The sequence below is a fragment of the Methylobacterium sp. Gmos1 genome (genome assembly GCF_053764715.1).
In genome coordinates this window covers 121,161-136,980 of sequence record NZ_JBSNCC010000017.1, presented here as the reverse complement: position 1 = coordinate 136,980, position 15,820 = coordinate 121,161, and the positions used below count along the sequence as shown (strand labels likewise).

The window sequence follows — 15,820 nt, the reverse complement described above, 5'->3', positions numbered from 1 at the left end:
CCCGGTGCCGGGCGCCCGCCCCCCGGGCGAGGCGCCGCCGCCCGACGCCGCCCCCCGGCCCGCGCCGGCGCCGCCGGCGCCGCCGAAGCCCGTGGTGCTGAAGACCCCCAACGACGACGCGGTCCTCGGCCAGGACCTGCAGCAGAACGGCAATGCCGGGTCCTTGCGCCTGGAGCGGGCGGGCGGCGGCTTGACCGCGCGTCTGACGCTCGCCGGCACCAAGGTCTCTCAGCCGACCGAGGCCTGCAAGGTCGCGATCGGTGACGGGCAGCCGCTGGCGCTGTCCGACCAGGGCAAGCCCAACGGCGTCACCCAGCTCGCCTCCTCGGGCGCCTCCTGCCCGCTGCGGTTCGAGATCCTGGAGGGCAGCGTGATGGTCACGCCGCTGGCCGAGGCCGATTCGTGCGTGTTCACGGCCTCCGACTGCGCCACCACCCCTAAGGGCCTGTGGGGACCGGGCGCCGCCGCGCTGCTGCCGCGGGCGCAGGAATTCGACACGGCCCGCGGCGTCGCCGACAAGGCGGTGCGCGAGAACTACAAGGTGATGACCCGGCGCGCCTCGCGCGAGGACGTGCGGCCGATCGTGACCGAGCAGGCCGCCTTCTCGGCCGACCGGGAGCAGTTCTGCCGCGCCTACGTGCGCGAGGGCTCGCACGGCTTCTGCCACCTGCGCTTCTCGGAAGCGCGGGCCCTGTCGCTCGCCACCCGCCTCGGCCTGTCGGGCGCCGCCCCGACCGCCAGCAACGCGCCGCGTCCCGCCGCCCGCAAGCGCCCCGCCCCGGCCGTCGACGGGATGAACCCGGGCTTCGAGGCCGGCGCGCAGGACCAGTAGCGGGCGATCCGCCGGATCCGTCGCCGGTCAGGCGTGGCCGGCGGTGGCCGAGAGCATGGCGGGCTCGATGCCGATGCCGCGCAGCGCCCGGTCGTACTTGGTCTCGAGCGCGCTGTTGAAGATCAGCTCGGGGTCGGCCGGGCAGTGCAGCCAGCCATTGGCCTGGATCTCGCTCTCGAGCTGGCCGGCCTGCCAGCCGGCATAGCCGAGCGCCAGCACGGCGCTCGCCGGTCCCTTGCCGATCGCGATCGCCCGCAGGATCTCGATCGTCGCGGTGAGGCAGATGCCGTCGTCGATCAGCAGGGTCGACTGGTCGATGTGGAAGTCGGGCGAGTGCAGGACGAAACCCCGGCTCGCCTCGACCGGCCCGCCCATCAGTACCGGCATGTGGCCGATCCGGCTCGGCAGCCGGATCGCGTCGTCCTGGCCGATGATGTCGAGCTGGACCAGGAGGTCCGGCATGTTGAGGTCGGCGGCCGGCTTGTTGACGATGATCCCCATCGCCCCCTCCGCCGAATGCGCGCAGAGATAGATCACCGAGCGCGAGAACCGCTCGTCGGCCATGCCCGGCATCGCCACCAGCAGCTGCCCGTCGAGGTAGCTCGGCCCACCGCCGGCCGGCTCCTCCCGGTCGCCGTGGCCGGGGTCCGGGGAGAGGAGGTCCTGTGGAAATCTGCTGCGCATGAAGCCCATGCTACGCTCCGCCCCGGCGTTGTCCATAGTGTGCCTGAGCGGGAACGCCCGGGGAGGCCGCGGGGTCCCGTCGCCCTCGTCGCGGGGCGGGATGGCCGGGGGTGCGACCGTCTCCCTCAATCCGGGCTCGCCGGGGCCGCCGCACCGGAGCATTGTCCGACGAAGCGGGTTCCGGTTCGTCGAAGAAAATGCGGAAAATCAAAGACCTAGAGCACTTCCCGATTGCAACGTGATCGGGAAGTGCTCTAGACCCCGCCCGACTTCCTGCGCGAGGAGAGCCACGATGACGATCCAGGTCGGCGATCACCTGCCCCAGGCGACCTTCCGGGTCATGGGCCCCGACGGCCCGACGGCGAAGACCACCGACGACGTGTTCAAGGGCCGCCGCGTGGTGCTGGTGGCGGTGCCGGGCGCATTCACGCCGACCTGCCACCGCAACCACCTGCCGGGCTACGTCACCCACCGCGGCGACATCCTGGCCCGCGGCATCGACGCGATCGCGGTGACCTCGGTCAACGACGTGTTCGTGCTCGACGCCTGGTCGAAGGCCGCCGGTGCCGAGGGCATCGAGTTCCTGGCCGACGGCAACGGCGACTTCGCCAAGGCGATCGGCCTCGACATGGACGGCACCGGCTTCGGCCTCGGCGTGCGCTCGAAGCGCTACGCCATGGTTGTCGAGGACGGGGTGGTGCGGGTGCTCAACGTCGAGGACACGCCATCGAAGGCGGATCATTCGGGTGCCGAGACGCTGCTGAAGGCCCTGTGAGCCAGGGACCGGAGGACGTCCGGATCCTGGCTCGCTAGCCCTCACGGCGCCCGAGCTGCGGAACGGCGGCGGCGCCGTCACCGCCGCGCGGTCGACCCCCGGGCGATCAGCCGCCCGCTGAGCACCACCTTGCGCACCGGCTGGCCGGGGGTCTTCAGCCGGTCGAACAGCAGCCCGATCGCCTGGGCGCCGATCTCGGCGACGGGCTGCTCGATCACCGTCAGGCCGGGCTCGACCAGCTCGGTCCAGGGCTCGTTGTCGAAGCCCGCGAGCGCAATCCCGCCGGGCCAGGCGATGCCCGCCGCGCGGGCCGCCCGCACCGCCCCCATCAGGATCAGGCCGTTCGAGACGATCAGGGCCTCGGGGACCCCGGGCTCTCCGAGCCAGCGCGCCACCTCGGCTTGCGCCGGCTCGGCCTCGGGCGGCACGGTGCGCATCTGCGGTTCCAGCCCGTGCCGGCGCATCGCCGAGAGATAGCCGTCGCGGCGCTCCTCGGCGGTCGAGCTCGTCGAGCCGAACAGGCCGGCGATGCGGGAATAGCCCTGCTCCACCAGGTGGTCGACCAGAGCCGCGCCGGCCGCGACGTTGTCGAGCACCACCCCGTCATGGCCGCCGGGCGGGCCGGTACGGTCGATCAGCACCAGGGGGAACGAGAAATCCTCCGGCCGCAGCCGCTCGGCGGTGCGGCGGGTCGGCGCGAAGACGACGCCGGTGACCCGCTCCTCCTGCATCAGGCGCAGGTACAGCGCCTCGCGCTCGGGGTCCTCGCCGGTGTTGCACAGGATCAGCCGCATCCCGGCCTGGTAGGCCGCATCCTCGACGGCCCGGCTGACCGCGGTGAAGAACGGGTTGCGGATGTCGGCGACGATGAGACCGATGGTCTGGGCCGATTGCGAGCGCAGGCGGCGGGCCGACAGGTTCGGCCGGTAGCCGGTCGCCCGCACCGCCGCCTCGACCTGCTCGCGGAGGGCGTCGCTGACCGGGCCTTTCCCCAGGGCCCGCGACACGGTCGCGGTGGAAACGCCCGCGGCGCGGGCGACGTCACGGATGCCGACGGTCATCGCCTCGAAAACGTTTTCAGACTCGTTCCATCATTTGTGACAGCCGGACGCCTCCCGTGCAAGCCCTGACACTCACCAGCAGTCGATGATCGCTTGACGTAACGACTGAAAACGTTTTCATAAGCGTCAAGGAAAACTCGATCGCCTTCCCGGAGGAAGCCCCATGCTCGCGCCGACACCGCCGCTGACGCCGCGCATCCTGATCCGCACCGCCGCCGCGCCCGCGACGAAGGAGGCCGCGATCCGCGAGGCGGCCCAGCTCCTCGTCGCCGCCGGCTGCATCGACCCGGCCTACGAGGCGAGCATGCTGCGCCGGGAGAACGTGGCCAACACCTATCTCGGCCACGGCGTGGTGATCCCGCACGGCATGGTCGACGATCGCGCGCTCGTCCGCGAGAGCGGGCTCGCCGTGCTCCAGGTCCCCGGCGGCGTCGCCTGGCACGACGGGCAGGACGCCCACCTCGTGGTGGCGATCGCCGCCCAGTCCGACACCCACATCACGGTCCTGCGCCGCCTCACCCGCCTGATCCAGGACGAGGCCCGGCTGGAGCGCCTGCGCACCACGACCGACGCGGGCGAAATCGCCGCGGCGCTCGCCGAGGATGCCGCCGCTCCCGGCCGCGCCGGCCCGGCCGCAGACCTCGGCCAGAGCTTTGCCTGGACCGTCGACTACCCGACCGGCCTGCACGCCCGCCCGGCCTCCGCCTGGGTCGAGGCGGCGCGGTCGAGCCCCGCCCGGATCCAAGTCCGCCACGGCGCCGAGGTGGCGGACGCCAAGAACCTGATCGCCCTGCTCCAGCTCGGACTGCGGCCCGGGGACGAGGCGGTGATCTCCGCCGAGGGTGAAGACGCGCCCGCAGCGCTCGCCCGGCTCAAGGCCGTGGTCACCGGTCTCTCGGCCGGCGAGAAGGCGGCGGCCGCCCGCGCGGCGGAGGCCGCCGCCAGGGCCGCGGCTCCGGTCGCGGGCTGGAACCCGGCCGATCCCTGCCAGGTCATCCCGGGCATCGGCGCGAGCCCGGGCCTCGCCATCGGGCCGATCCACGTGCTCGGGCCCACCGAGGTCGCGGTGCCGGACGAGCCCGAGCCGCTGACCCGCGGCGGCGACCGGCTGCACGCGGCGCTCGAATCGACGACGGCGCAGCTCAAGGCACTCGCCGACGATACCGGCCGGCGCCTCGGCAAGGCCGATGCGGGGATCTTCAAGGCGCAAGCCGACCTCATCGCCGACACCGACCTCATCACGCTCGCCTGCCAGCTGATGGTCGAGGGCCACGGCGTCGCCTTCGCCTGGCACCGGGCGGTGGAGCGGATGGCGGGCCAGCTCTCGGCGCTCGGCAACCCGGTGCTCGCCGCCCGCGCGGCGGACCTGCGCGACGTCGGCCGCCGGGTGCTGGCGCAGATCGACCCTGCGCTCCAGTCCGGCCACGCCCTGCCGGACGAGCCCTGCATCCTGCTCAGCCCCGACCTCGCGCCCTCCGACACCGCCGGGCTCGACCCCGCCCGGGTGCTCGGGCTCGCGACGGCGCAGGGCGGTCCGACCTCCCACACCGCGATCCTCGCTCGCACCCTGGGTATCCCCTCGGTGGTGGCGGCCGGTCCCGGGCTCCTCGCGCTGGCCGCCGGCAAGACGGCGATCCTCGACGGCTCCGCCGGGCGGCTCTACGTCGATCCGAGCGAGCGCGACCTCGCCTCGGCGCGAGGCTGGCGCGAATCGCTGCGGGCGACGCAGGAGGCCGAGGCGCGCGAGCGCGGCCTGCCGGCCCGCACCCGCGACGGTCACGCGCTCGCCATCGGCGCCAACGTCAACACGCCCGACCAGGTGCCCTTCGCCCTGTCGCAGGGCGCCGAGGGCGTCGGCCTGATGCGCACCGAGTTCCTGTTCCTGGAGCGCGGCGACACCCCGGACGAGGACGACCAGTACGCCACCTACCGGGCGATGCTGGAGGCGCTCGGGGGCCGCCCGCTGATCGTGCGCGCTCTCGACATCGGCGGCGACAAGCAGGTGCCCCACCTCGCCCTGCCGAAGGAGGAGAACCCCTTCCTCGGCGTGCGCGGCGCCCGGCTGCTCCTGCGCCGGCCCGACCTGATGGAGCCGCAGCTGCGCGCCCTCTACCGCGCCGCCAGGGACTGCGTGCCGGCGGACGCCCCGACCGGCAAGGACGCCCCCCTCTCGATCATGTTCCCGATGATCACCTCGGTTCCCGAGGTCACGGCCCTGCGCGCGGCCTGCGAGCGGATCCGGGCCGAGATCGGCGCCCCGCAAGTGCCGCTCGGCATCATGATCGAGGTGCCGGCCGCGGCGATCCAGGCCGACGCCCTGGCTGCCCATTGCGACTTCTTCTCGATCGGCACCAACGACCTGACTCAGTACGCGCTCGCCATCGACCGCCAGAACACCGAACTGGCGCCCGAGGCCGATTCGCTCCACCCGGCGGTCCTGCGCCTGGTGCGGATGACCTGCGAGGGCGCGGCCCGGCACGGGCGCTACGTCGGGGTCTGCGGCGGCATTGCCGGCGATCCGTTCGGGGCCGGGCTGCTCGCTGGCCTCGGCGTGCACGAACTGTCGATGACGCCCCGCGACCTGCCGGCGGTGAAGGCGCGGCTGCGCGCCGCATCCCTCGCCGACCTCAAGGCGCTCGCCCTCGAGGCTTGCGCACAGCCCGACGCGGCTTCGGTGCGGGCCCTCGACCGTTCGGAGACCCACCGGTGACCCGCGTCCTCACCCTCACCCTCAACCCGGCGATCGACCGCACCGTCACCCTCGACCGGCTGGCGCCGGGCGAGGTCCACCGCGCCCGCGCCGTGCGGGACGATGCCGGCGGCAAGGGCATCAACGTGGCGAGCTGCCTTGCCGACTGGGGCTTGCCAGTCGCCGCCGCCGGGGTGCTCGGCTCCGGCAACGCCGCCGCCTTCGAGGCTTTGTTCGCCGCCAAGGGCATCGAGGATCGCTTCGTCTGGGTGCCGGGCGAGACCCGCACCAATCTCAAGCTCGTCGATCCCGCCGGCACCACCGACGTCAACCTGCCGGGCCTCGCCCTCGAGCCAGCGACCCTGCGGGCGGTACGGGCGCTGATCGCCGAGGCGGCCGGTCCCGATACCCTCGCCGTTCTGGCCGGCAGCCTGCCGGCGGGGGCGGCACCGAGCCTCTACGCCGAGCTGACGGCGGAGCTGAAGGCCCGCGGCACCCGGGTGCTCCTCGACGCCTCAGGCCCGGCTCTCACCGCCGCCCTCGCGGCAGACACCCTGCCCGACGCGGTCAAGCCCAACCGGCACGAGCTGGAGGAATGGGCCGGACGCCCCCTCCCCGTCCTCGCCGACGTGGTCGCGGCGGCAAGCGGCCTGGTGCGCCGCGGCATCCCGCTCGTGGCGGTGTCGCTCGGGGCCGAGGGCGCGGTGTTCGTCCGCGGTGCGGAAGCCCTGCACGCGCTCGCCCCGGCGATCGACGTGGCGAGCACCGTCGGCGCCGGCGACGCCCTGGTGGCCGGGCTCGTGGCCGGGCTCTGCGCAAACTCGAGCCTCGCCGACACCGCCCGCCTGGCGCTCGCCTTCGCGGCCGGCAAGCTGACGCGGGCCGGGGCCAACCTGCCGGGGCGCGAGCCGGTCGAGGCGATCGCCAGGACGATCGAGGTTCGCGCGCTGCCCACTCGATGAGGCTTGGCGTACCGCCCCGGCCAGTCGATCCGACCACAGTTCCGCTTCTCCGGGTCATCCCGGGGCTCGTCGAAGGCGAGAGCCCGGGATCCAGAACCGCAGGTGGTGCAGGACGCAGCGGAATGCTTTCCGCTTCATTCTGAACGTCCCGAGGTTCTGGATTCCGGGCTCCGCTGTCGCGGTCCCGGAATGACGATGGAGGGAGTCAAGACCAGCAGCCAGATCAAGCAGAAGATCCCAGGAGGAACACCCCATGACCCACTTGGTGGCCGTCGTCGGCAGCGATCTCAGCACCCACGCGGTGCTGGCGGCCGAGGCCCTGCGCCGGGCGGCGGGCCGGCGCAACCAGCGCCTCGACCTCGAACTGCGCGGCCGCGGCGCGACCGGCGCGCCGTTGAGCGAGGGCGCGATCCAGGGCGCCGACGCGGTGCTCCTCGTCGGCACCGGCGATCTCGGCGAGGGCCGGTTCGGCGCTTTGCGCCGCGCCAAGGCGGCGATCGAGGACGTGCTCACCGACGTCGACGGGGTGATCGACCGGGCGCTGGCCGGCAAGGGACTCGGAGCATCCGGGCTCGGAGCATCCGGGCTCGGTGGCGAGAAGCCGGGCGCCGCGCCGGAGATTGACGCTCCTCAGCGCATCGTCGCCATCACCTCCTGCCCGACCGGCATCGCCCACACCTTCATGGCGGCGGAAGGGATCCAGGCCGCCGCGCAGGCGCTCGGCCACGCGGTGCGGGTCGAGACCCAAGGCTCGGTCGGCGCCCGCGACGCGCTGACGCCGGACGAGATCGCCGCGGCCGACATCGTGCTGATCGCCGCCGATACCGGGGTCGACCGCGCGCGCTTCTCCGGCAAGCGGGTCTACGCCACCACCACCAAGGCGGCGATCCGCGACGGCAAGGGGCTTATCGCCATCGCCCTCAAGGACGCCGAGCTGCAAGGGGCCGAGGCGACGCAGGCCGGCCCCGCCCGCCCGGCCGCCGCCGAGACGAAGGCCGGCGCCTACAAGCACCTGATGACCGGCGTGTCGTTCATGCTGCCCTTCGTGGTGGCGGGCGGCCTCCTGATCGCGCTCGCCTTCGCCTTCGGGGGCATCGACGCGATGGCGCCGGAGAACAAGGGGACCCTCGGCTTCGCGCTCGGCGAGATCGGCGCCAAGGCGGCCTTCGCGCTGATCGTGCCGGCGCTCGCCGGCTACATCGCCTACTCGATCGCCGACCGGCCCGGGATCGCACCCGGCATGATCGGCGGGATGCTGGCGGCGAACCTCAATGCGGGCTTCCTCGGCGGCATCGTGGCGGGCTTCATCGCCGGCTACACCGTCTCCACCTTGAGCCGCACGATCCGCCTGCCGAAGAACCTGGAGGGCCTGAAGCCCGTCCTGATCCTTCCGCTGCTGGGCACGCTCGTGACCGGCCTCCTGATGGTCTACGTCGTCGGCGTGCCGGTGGCGGCGCTTCTCGCCGCGCTCACCGGCTGGCTCAAGGGCATGCAGGGCGCGAGCGCGCTGCTGCTCGGCCTGATCCTCGGCGCGATGATGGCGATCGACATGGGCGGACCGATCAACAAGGCGGCCTACGCCTCCTCCGCCGCCCTGATCTCGTCGGGGATCTACGCCCCGATGGCCGCCGTGATGCTCGCCGGCATGACCCCGCCGCTCGGCATCGCGCTCGCCACCCGGCTCTTCCCGGGCCGCTTCAGCGCCGCCGAGCGCGAGGCCGGCAGCGCCGCGGCGGTGCTGGGCGCCGCCTTCATCACCGAGGGCGCGATCCCCTTCGCGGCCGCCGATCCCTTGCGGGTGATCCCGGCGCTGGTGGCCGGCTCGGCGGTGGCGGGCGCCCTGTCGATGACCCTCGGGGTGGCGCTGCGAGTCCCCCATGGCGGGCTGTTCGTGCTGCCGATTCCCAACGCCATCACGCCGGTGCTCGGCGCCGTGGTGGCCCTCGTCGCCGGCACCGTCATCACGGCCGTGCTGGTCGGCGTGTTCAAGAAGCGGGCGGCCTGAGGGGCCGTCCCGCGGCGGCGATTCGGCACGGTTTCGACCATCCCGATCATCGCCGCCCGCGAGATTTCCTGCTAGACGTCGGGGCTCGCCCGCGAATCCCGCGGGTGGTTCGATTGACTTCTCGTCGGAATGGACTGCGCGGCGGCATGACGATGATCGGGCAGGTCACGCTGGACCTGGTCAAGGAAGTGAAGGCGGCACGCGAGCCGGACGAGATCGTCGCTGTGCTGACCCGCGCCGGCCGGATCTTCGGCTACGAGCACTTCGCCATCGCGGGCCTGCCGCGGAGCGCCGGCGAGAACCTGCCCGGGCGGCCGCTGGTGATGCACTGGCCGGCGGAATGGGCGTCGCGCTACGTCGCGCGGGGTTACGTCCGGCACGATCCGGTGGTGGCCGAGGCGCGGCGCACCACCGCGCCGTTCCTGTGGTCGGAGATCGCGATCGACCGCGACGCGGCCCGACGGATCATGGACGAGGCCCGCGCCTTCGGCCTCGGCGATGGCTTCTGCGTGCCGATCCACGACCTCGACGGCACCGAGAGCGTCGTCTCGTTCGGGGCGCCGCGGATCGACCTGTCGGAGGAGGCCAGGTCCGGGCTGCACCTGCTCGGGATCTACGCCCATCTCGCCGCGCGCCGCCTCGGCCCCGCCGGCCCGGCGACGCAGGCCCGTCCGGGCGGTAGTACCCGGGCTTGAGGGCAAGGCCGCGCCGCGTGGCGGCCTACTCGACCCCGGCCGGGGGCTTGAGCGTCGCGCCGATGCGCGAGGAGACGATCACCGCCTGGGTGCGGCTCTCGACACCGAGCTTCTGGAGAATCGCCGAGACGTGCGCCTTCACGGTGGCCTCCGAGACACCGAGCTCGTAGGCGATCTGCTTGTTGAGCAGGCCCTCGGACAGCATCATCAGCACCCGCACCTGCTGCGGCGTCAGGGTGGCCAGCCGCCGCATCAGGTCGGCCGTTTCCTTGTCCTCGGAGGCGTTGAGTTCAATGTCCGGCGGCGACCAGTTGCCGCCGGCGAGCACCTGGCCGATCGCCTCGCCGATGCGGTCGACCTCGAGGGATTTCGGGATGAAGCCGGCGGCGCCGAAATCGAGGGCGCGGCGGATCACCACCGGGTCCTCGTTGGCCGAGACGATCACCACGGGGATCGCCGGGTGCTGCGCCCGCAGGTAGATCAGGCCGGAGAAGCCCTGCACCCCCGGCATCGTGAGATCGAGGAGCACGAGGTCGATCTCGGGCTCCCGGTCGAGGATCGCCGTCAGCGGCTCGAGCCCGCTCGCCTCGATGATCCGGGCGCCGGGCATGATCGCCGTCACGGCGCCGCGCAGCGCACCGCGAAAGAGCGGGTGGTCGTCCGCGACGACGATGGTGGTCTCGGAACCCAACTCACTCCCCGCCACGGCACCCGCGCTCCTTCGGCGCTTCTCGGCCTGCTTTTGTCTCTATAGCTTTTTTTGGGCGGGTTGAAACCAAAGCGCGTGCGCTATCCACGCCGGTGCGAGGACCGGCAGACTGCGCAGGGGGAGACCGGTCTCCGCTGCGGTGCCGCCGTCGCCGGGAGCGGGCCGGCGCGGCGAACCCGACCATGCTCATCGATGGCGCGTCGGAAATGACCCTGATCTTAAGTCCAGATTAACCATACCTGCAATTTATTCGCGGTGAGCCAACCAGCGTCCGAGGCACCCGTGAAATCTTTTCTCGTCGTGGTTCCGGCCCTCGCCGCTCAGGTCGCGGTCGCGAGCGCGGCGGACCTCCCGTTCCGCGAGGCCGTGCTGCGGCCGGCCCTGCCAGTCGAGACGGTCGCAGGTCCCGACTGGACCGGCGTGTATGTCGGCGCGCAGGTGGGGGCGGCGGTCGACGGCGGCTTCCAGGGCCGGACGCTGGCTCCCCTGCCGGCGGTGAGCGTGCGCACCTCGCTCGGCGGGTTCACCGGTGGCGGCACGGTCGGCTTCAACTACATGCTCGCGCGCGACCTGCTGCCCGGCCTGTTCGGCGGCGGCGGCCTCGTGGTCGGCATCGAGGCCGACGGCGGCTACGCGTCGTTCCGCTCGCAAACGTCGGTCTCGGTCCCGAAGCCCGGCTTCTCGGCGGAGGGCGGACTCGGCACCGACACCTACTTCGCGACCCTGCGCGGGCGGCTCGGCTACGCCTTCGGCCCACTCCTCGTCTACGCGACCGGCGGCTGGGCCGCCTCCGAGATCGGCGTGAACGCCGGCGTCACCGTCCCGGGCTTCTCCGTGCCGCTGCCGGTCAACAAGCTGCCCGCCGGCCTGCCGGTCGACAAGCTGCCGTTCGCGATCCCGAGCGCGGTGTCGTTCCCCGGCTTCTCGACCGCGGCTGCCCGCTCGATGCCGGTCGACGGCTACGTCGTGGGTGCGGGCCTCGAATACGCCGTGCGGCCGAACTGGACCATCAAGTCGGAATACCTCTACGCCGACCTCGACCGCACGGTCACGGTGCGGGCCGGGCCGTACAACGCCCGCTTCAACGCCGGCTTCGACGTGCATCAGCTCCGCATCGGCGTGAACCACCGTCTCAGCTGGCTGTGAGCCGGCGCGCGGGGCGTGCTGCCGGCCGGTCGCCTCAGCCGCCGACGAGGTGCAGCACGATCTCGCGCCGGTGCGGCCGGTCGCGGTGCTCGATCAGGTAGACCCCCTGCCAGGTGCCGAGCGCGAGCCGCCCTTCGACCAGCGGGATCGTCAGCGCCGCGTCGGTGAGCAGCGTGCGGATATGCGCCGGCATGTCGTCCGGCCCCTCGATGCCGTGGACGTAACCGGCGTCCCGCGGCGCCAGGCGGTCGAGGGCGGTCATCAGGTCGGTGCGCACGTCAGGGTCGGCATTCTCCTGGATCGTCAGCGAGGCCGAGGTGTGGCGGCAGAACACCGTGAGCAATCCGTGCCGCAGGCCCGCCTCGCGCACGAAGCCCGCGACCTCGGCGGTGATCTCGGTGAAGCCCGGCCCCTTCGTGTCGACCACGAGGCGCCCGCTGGCCTGGCGGGCGAGCGGTCCTTGCGCGATCATCTCGACGCGTCTCATCCGGCGATCTCCCGTCCGGGGTGAACCTCTGTCTCGCCGCGGGCCAGGATGCGCTCAAGCGCCTCGATCCGGTCGGCCTCGGCCGGCGGCTTGTCCCAGCGGATGCGGCTGACGCGGGGAAACCGCATCGCCACGCCCGACTTGTGCCGGGTCGAGCGCTGCACGCCCTCGAAGGCGATCTCGAGCACCAGCCCCTTGCCGATGCCGTACTCGACCTCGCGCACCGGGCCGAAGCGCTTGGTGGTGTGGTTGCGGACGTAGCGGTCGAGCTTGGCCAGCTCCTCGTCGGTGAAGCCGTGATAGGCCTTGCCCACCGGCACCAGCTCCTCGGCCCCGTCCGGCGCCTCGCGCCAGACCCCGAACGTGTAGTCGGAATAGAACGACGAGCGCTTCCCGTGCCCGCGCTGGGCGTACATCATCACCGCGTCGACGAGGTAGGGCTCGCGCTTCCACTTCCACCACGGGCCCTTCGGGCGGCCGGGCTGGTAGGGGCTGGTGACGCGCTTCAGCATCACGCCCTCGATCGCGTCCGCGTCCGGCCCGGCGCCGACGGAAGCCGGATCGGCGCGGGCCGCGGCGAGCGCCGGCCAGTCGGCGAAGGGGACCACGGGCGAGAGGTCGATGCGGGCGTGGTCGAGCCCGGCGACGAAGCGCTCCAGCCGGGCCCGGCGCTCGGAGAAGCCCAAGGGGCGCAGGTCCTCCCCGTCCTCGGCCAAGAGGTCGTAGGCGCGGACATGGGCCGGGAAATCCTGGAGCAGTTTCGGCGTCACCGCCTTCCGGTTGAGGCGCTGCTGGAGCACGTTGAAGCTCTGCACCCGCCCCTCGCGCAGGATCAGCAATTCACCATCGAGCGCCCCCGAGAAGGTGATCGCCTCGGCGAGATCGGGAAAGGCGCCGGAGATATCCTCGCCCGTGCGCGAGTAGATTTTCTGGACCTGCCTGCCGTCGCCGTCGCGTCCGCCGGCGAGCTGGACCCGGATGCCGTCCCACTTCCACTCGGCCGAGAACGCGTCGGGATCGAGCTTGTCGAGGTCCGCCTCCTCCTCGATCGGGTGGGAGAGCATGGGCGGCCGGAACGGCGCCGGGTTGACCGATTCCGGCGGACCCGCCCGGCCCTCGACCCAGGCGAACAGCTCGGGGTACGGCGCGGCGAGCCCGTGCCAGACCTCCTCGACCGCGTCGGCCTCGTGCCCGCCGAGGCTCGCGACTGCGGTCTTGGCGAGTCGCGCCGAGACGCCGACCCGCAACTCCCCGGTGATGAGCTTGAGGAGCGCCCAGCGCCCGGTCTCGTCGAGGGCATCGAGCCAGGCGGCGAGGCGGGCCGGCAATTCGCCCTTGCCGATGGTGCGCAAGCCCTCCACCACCTCGGACAGGGTCGGCACCGGCGGGTTGTTGTGGCCGGGGCCCGGCGCATCCCCTCTCCCGGGCCAGATCAGCGCCGTCGATTCGGCGAGGTCGCCGACGTAATTGTGCGACATCCGAAACAGCACCGGATCGACCCGCTCCTCGACGAGGCCGCGGATCAGGCCGGGCTTGGCTTCGCGAAAGCTCAAGGAGCCGGTCATGGCGGCGAGCGCGTAGCCGCGGTCCGGGTCGGGGGTGTGGCGGAAGAAGTCCTGGAGCAGGCGCAGCTTGGCGTTGCGGCGCGGCTCGTAGGCGAGGCGGTCGAGGAGATGGGCGAAGTCGTTCACGCGGCCGTCTCCGCACCTTTGCTTTCCGCTTCCTGGACTTCCGGCTCGGCCTCGCCCTCGTCGCCGTAGCCCAGCATGTGCAGGGGCTTGGCGCGGATGCCTTGCGTGCCGCACCAATGCACCAGGGCGTCCTCCTGGCCGTGGGTGACCCAGACCTCGCCGGCGCCGGTCTCCTGGATGGTGCGGCAGAGGTCGTCCCAGTCCGAGTGGTCGGAGATGACGAGGGGCAGCTCGACGCCCTTCTGGCGGGCGCGGGCCCGCACCCGCATCCAGCCCGAGGCGAAGCCGGTGACCGGATCGGGGAATTTGCGCGACCACAGGTCCTGGATCGCGGAGGGCGGGCAGATCACGATCCTGCCCCCTAACTTCGGCCGCTCCGCCGCCACGACCTTGATCGTCTCGCCCAGCGGGATGCCCTCGCGCCGGTAGAGCTCGGTCAGCTTCTCCATCGCGCCGTGGAGATAGATCGGCTCGGAAAACCCCTCCTCGCGCAGAAGCGCCATCACCCGCTGCGCCTTGCCGAGCGCGTAGGCGCCGACGATGTGGGTGCGCTCGGGGAATAGCCGGACCGAATCGAGCAGCTTCTTCACCTCGTCGCGGGCGACCGGATGGCGGAAGACCGGCAGGCCGAAGGTCGCCTCGGTGATGAACACGTCGCAGGGCACGACCTCGAACGCTGAGCAGGTCGGGTCGCGCGCCCGCTTGTAGTCGCCCGAATTGACGATCCGGCAGCCGCCCTGCTCGATCGCGATCTGGGCCGAGCCCAGCACGTGGCCGGCAGGATGGAAGCGCACCGTGACGCCGCCCATACGGATCGCCTCGCCGAGCCGCGCCTCCTGGCGGGTCTCGCAGAAATCCTCGCCGTAGCGCACCGCCATGATGCGCAGGGTCTCTGGGGTCGCCAGCACCGCGCCGTGGCCGGCCCGGGCGTGGTCGGCGTGTCCGTGGGTGATGAGCGCGCGCGGCACCGGGCGGACCGGATCGACGTGGAAGTCGCCCGAGGGGCAGTACAGCCCCTCGCGGGTCAGGGTGAGCAGGTCGGTGGGGCGCGGCGCCATTGCGTCTCGTCGGCGGACGAAGCCTCTCGACGGAGGCGGAGGGGGGTATATAGGCGGCCTGGTCCGTCCGTCCCGCCCCGGAAAATCCCCCGATGCCCGCCCCCGCCCGCTCCTCCGGCGACCTCCTCGCCGACCGCCGCTACGCCTGGGCCGAGGCCGCCCTGGCCGAGGGCGACGCGGGCGCCGCCGCCGACCTCGCGGCCCAGGTGCTGGAGCGCGCCCCCGGCTACGCCCCGGCCTGGCTGCTGCTCGGCCGCGCCCGCGCCGCCGATCCGGCCGCGCGGATGCAGGCCGCCCAGGCGTTCCGGGCAGCCCTCGCCCACGACCCGGAGGATTCGCTCGGCGCCCGCCTGCACCTGGCCGAACTCGGCGAGGGTCTCGAGGAGGCGATCTCGACGGCCTATGTCCGGGCGCTGTTCGACGGCTATGCCGGCCGCTTCGAGCGCCATCTGGTGGAGGGGTTGGGCTATTGCGGCCCGGCGCTGATCCGCGCCGCCCTGGAGCGGCTGCGCGGGGCGGAGGTATTCTTCCCGCGCGTACTCGACCTCGGCTGCGGCACCGGCCTGATGGCCCGGGCCCTCGACGGGATCGCCGGCACGCTCGCCGGCATCGACCTTTCGCCCGGGATGCTGGCCGAGGCCCGCCGCACCGGCCTCTACGCCCGCCTGCACGAGGGCGACCTGCGCGACATCCTGCGGGCCGAGCCGCCGTCGAGCGCCGACCTCGCGGTGGCGGCGGACGTGTTCATCTACCTGCGCGAGATCGGCCCGGTGCTGCGCGAGACCGCCCGGGTGCTGGCCACCGGCGGCCTGTTCGCCTTCACGGTGCAGGGCCATCCGGGCGCGCACGGCGCGGTGCTCGGGGCGGATGGCCGCTACGCCCACGGGGTCGAGACTGTGCGGGAGGATGCGGCAGCGGCGGGCTTGGCGGTCGCGCTGCTGGAGCCGGCGGAGATCCGGCGGCAGAACGGGGCGGGCGTGCCGGGGTGGCTGGCGGTCCTGGCGCGGTAGCGCAAGTCAGGCCCTG

At 72.8% G+C, this 15,820-nt stretch carries 14 protein-coding genes and 1 pseudogene; 9 read left to right on the top strand and 6 right to left on the bottom strand.

Going from position 1 to position 15,820, the window contains the following annotated elements; genetic code table 11:
* Nucleotides 1-832, top strand: an 832-nt coding sequence (locus ACS5PV_RS25610) for a hypothetical protein (RefSeq protein ID WP_455398164.1), incomplete at its 5' end; no start/stop codon positions are given.
* A gap of 27 nt (nucleotides 833-859) precedes the next feature.
* Here the strand turns inward: ACS5PV_RS25610 and ACS5PV_RS25605 are convergent.
* A complete protein-coding gene (locus tag ACS5PV_RS25605; protein WP_455398163.1) occupies nucleotides 860-1,516 on the bottom strand; it encodes a YqgE/AlgH family protein in 657 nt (218 codons plus the stop codon).
* Nucleotides 1,517-1,808: 292 nt separating this feature from the next.
* Between ACS5PV_RS25605 and ACS5PV_RS25600 the strand changes: the two genes are divergently transcribed.
* A complete protein-coding gene (locus ACS5PV_RS25600) occupies nucleotides 1,809-2,291 on the top strand; it encodes a redoxin family protein (RefSeq protein ID WP_455398162.1) in 483 nt (160 codons plus the stop codon).
* Between the two features lie 77 nt (nucleotides 2,292-2,368).
* Here the strand turns inward: ACS5PV_RS25600 and ACS5PV_RS25595 are convergent, their stop codons facing one another.
* Complete coding sequence (locus tag ACS5PV_RS25595) at nucleotides 2,369-3,352, bottom strand: LacI family DNA-binding transcriptional regulator (RefSeq protein WP_455398161.1); 984 nt, start codon at nucleotides 3,350-3,352, stop codon at nucleotides 2,369-2,371.
* A 163-nt stretch (nucleotides 3,353-3,515) separates the two neighbouring features.
* Between ACS5PV_RS25595 and ptsP the strand changes: the two genes are divergently transcribed.
* The 5 genes and pseudogenes from ptsP (at nucleotide 3,516) to ACS5PV_RS25570 (ending at nucleotide 9,703) form a co-directional block, all read left to right on the top strand.
* Entirely contained in the window at nucleotides 3,516-6,062 is a 2,547-nt protein-coding gene (gene ptsP / locus ACS5PV_RS25590) for a phosphoenolpyruvate--protein phosphotransferase (protein WP_455398160.1), read from the top strand.
* Nucleotides 6,059-7,003 (top strand): 1-phosphofructokinase, encoded by a 945-nt coding sequence (gene pfkB / locus ACS5PV_RS25585; RefSeq protein ID WP_455398159.1) that lies wholly within the window; start codon nucleotides 6,059-6,061, stop codon nucleotides 7,001-7,003. The genes ptsP and pfkB overlap by 4 nt, the downstream gene beginning before the upstream one ends.
* A gap of 253 nt (nucleotides 7,004-7,256) precedes the next feature.
* A pseudogene (locus tag ACS5PV_RS25580) lies at nucleotides 7,257-7,901 on the top strand (PTS fructose transporter subunit IIB); the annotation flags it as partial.
* 117 nt (nucleotides 7,902-8,018) lie between these two features.
* Nucleotides 8,019-9,008 carry a PTS fructose transporter subunit IIC gene (locus tag ACS5PV_RS25575; protein ID WP_455398169.1) on the top strand — a complete coding sequence of 330 codons (990 nt, stop codon included), beginning with the start codon at nucleotides 8,019-8,021 and terminating at the stop codon, nucleotides 9,006-9,008.
* 146 nt (nucleotides 9,009-9,154) lie between these two features.
* Nucleotides 9,155-9,703 (top strand): autoinducer binding domain-containing protein, encoded by a 549-nt coding sequence (locus ACS5PV_RS25570; RefSeq protein WP_455398158.1) that lies wholly within the window; start codon nucleotides 9,155-9,157, stop codon nucleotides 9,701-9,703.
* A 25-nt stretch (nucleotides 9,704-9,728) separates the two neighbouring features.
* On the opposite strand, the gene ACS5PV_RS25565 is transcribed toward ACS5PV_RS25570, so the two are convergent.
* Nucleotides 9,729-10,394: a response regulator gene (locus ACS5PV_RS25565; RefSeq protein ID WP_455398168.1), complete on the bottom strand. Its 666-nt coding sequence runs from the start codon at nucleotides 10,392-10,394 to the stop codon at nucleotides 9,729-9,731.
* A gap of 300 nt (nucleotides 10,395-10,694) precedes the next feature.
* Between ACS5PV_RS25565 and ACS5PV_RS25560 the strand changes: the two genes are divergently transcribed.
* Entirely contained in the window at nucleotides 10,695-11,558 is an 864-nt protein-coding gene (locus ACS5PV_RS25560) for an outer membrane protein (protein WP_455398157.1), read from the top strand.
* 34 nt (nucleotides 11,559-11,592) lie between these two features.
* Here ACS5PV_RS25560 and ACS5PV_RS25555 read toward each other — a convergent pair whose 3' ends face one another.
* The 3 genes from ACS5PV_RS25555 to ACS5PV_RS25545 are packed head-to-tail and all read right to left on the bottom strand — an operon-like array spanning nucleotide 11,593 to nucleotide 14,794.
* A complete protein-coding gene (locus ACS5PV_RS25555; RefSeq protein ID WP_455398156.1) occupies nucleotides 11,593-12,045 on the bottom strand; it encodes a secondary thiamine-phosphate synthase enzyme YjbQ in 453 nt (150 codons plus the stop codon).
* A complete protein-coding gene (locus ACS5PV_RS25550; protein WP_455398155.1) occupies nucleotides 12,042-13,736 on the bottom strand; it encodes a cisplatin damage response ATP-dependent DNA ligase in 1,695 nt (564 codons plus the stop codon). Before ACS5PV_RS25550 ends, ACS5PV_RS25555 begins: the two co-directional genes overlap by 4 nt.
* The gene (locus ACS5PV_RS25545; protein WP_455398154.1) at nucleotides 13,733-14,794 is read right to left on the bottom strand and encodes a ligase-associated DNA damage response exonuclease; all 1,062 of its coding nucleotides are present in this window, start codon (nucleotides 14,792-14,794) and stop codon (nucleotides 13,733-13,735) included. Before ACS5PV_RS25545 ends, ACS5PV_RS25550 begins: the two co-directional genes overlap by 4 nt.
* A gap of 92 nt (nucleotides 14,795-14,886) precedes the next feature.
* On the opposite strand from ACS5PV_RS25545, the gene ACS5PV_RS25540 reads away from it, so the two are divergent.
* Entirely contained in the window at nucleotides 14,887-15,804 is a 918-nt protein-coding gene (locus ACS5PV_RS25540) for a class I SAM-dependent DNA methyltransferase (RefSeq protein WP_455398153.1), read from the top strand.
* Nucleotides 15,805-15,820 lie beyond the last annotated feature (16 nt).

What these genes read in the sequence shown, in the direction of transcription:
- ACS5PV_RS25555 (WP_455398156.1), bottom strand. Translation starts at nt 12,045, where the DNA reads ATGAGACGCGTCGAGATGATCGCGCAAGGACCGCTCGCCCGCCAGGCC.
- ACS5PV_RS25570 (WP_455398158.1), top strand. Translation starts at nt 9,155, where the DNA reads ATGACGATGATCGGGCAGGTCACGCTGGACCTGGTCAAGGAAGTGAAG.
- ptsP (WP_455398160.1), top strand. Translation starts at nt 3,516, where the DNA reads ATGCTCGCGCCGACACCGCCGCTGACGCCGCGCATCCTGATCCGCACC.
- ACS5PV_RS25600 (WP_455398162.1), top strand. Translation starts at nt 1,809, where the DNA reads ATGACGATCCAGGTCGGCGATCACCTGCCCCAGGCGACCTTCCGGGTC.
- ACS5PV_RS25540 (WP_455398153.1), top strand. Translation starts at nt 14,887, where the DNA reads ATGCCCGCCCCCGCCCGCTCCTCCGGCGACCTCCTCGCCGACCGCCGC.
- ACS5PV_RS25575 (WP_455398169.1), top strand. Translation starts at nt 8,019, where the DNA reads ATGACCGGCGTGTCGTTCATGCTGCCCTTCGTGGTGGCGGGCGGCCTC.
- ACS5PV_RS25595 (WP_455398161.1), bottom strand. Translation starts at nt 3,352, where the DNA reads ATGACCGTCGGCATCCGTGACGTCGCCCGCGCCGCGGGCGTTTCCACC.
- ACS5PV_RS25605 (WP_455398163.1), bottom strand. Translation starts at nt 1,516, where the DNA reads ATGCGCAGCAGATTTCCACAGGACCTCCTCTCCCCGGACCCCGGCCAC.
- ACS5PV_RS25545 (WP_455398154.1), bottom strand. Translation starts at nt 14,794, where the DNA reads ATGGCGCCGCGCCCCACCGACCTGCTCACCCTGACCCGCGAGGGGCTG.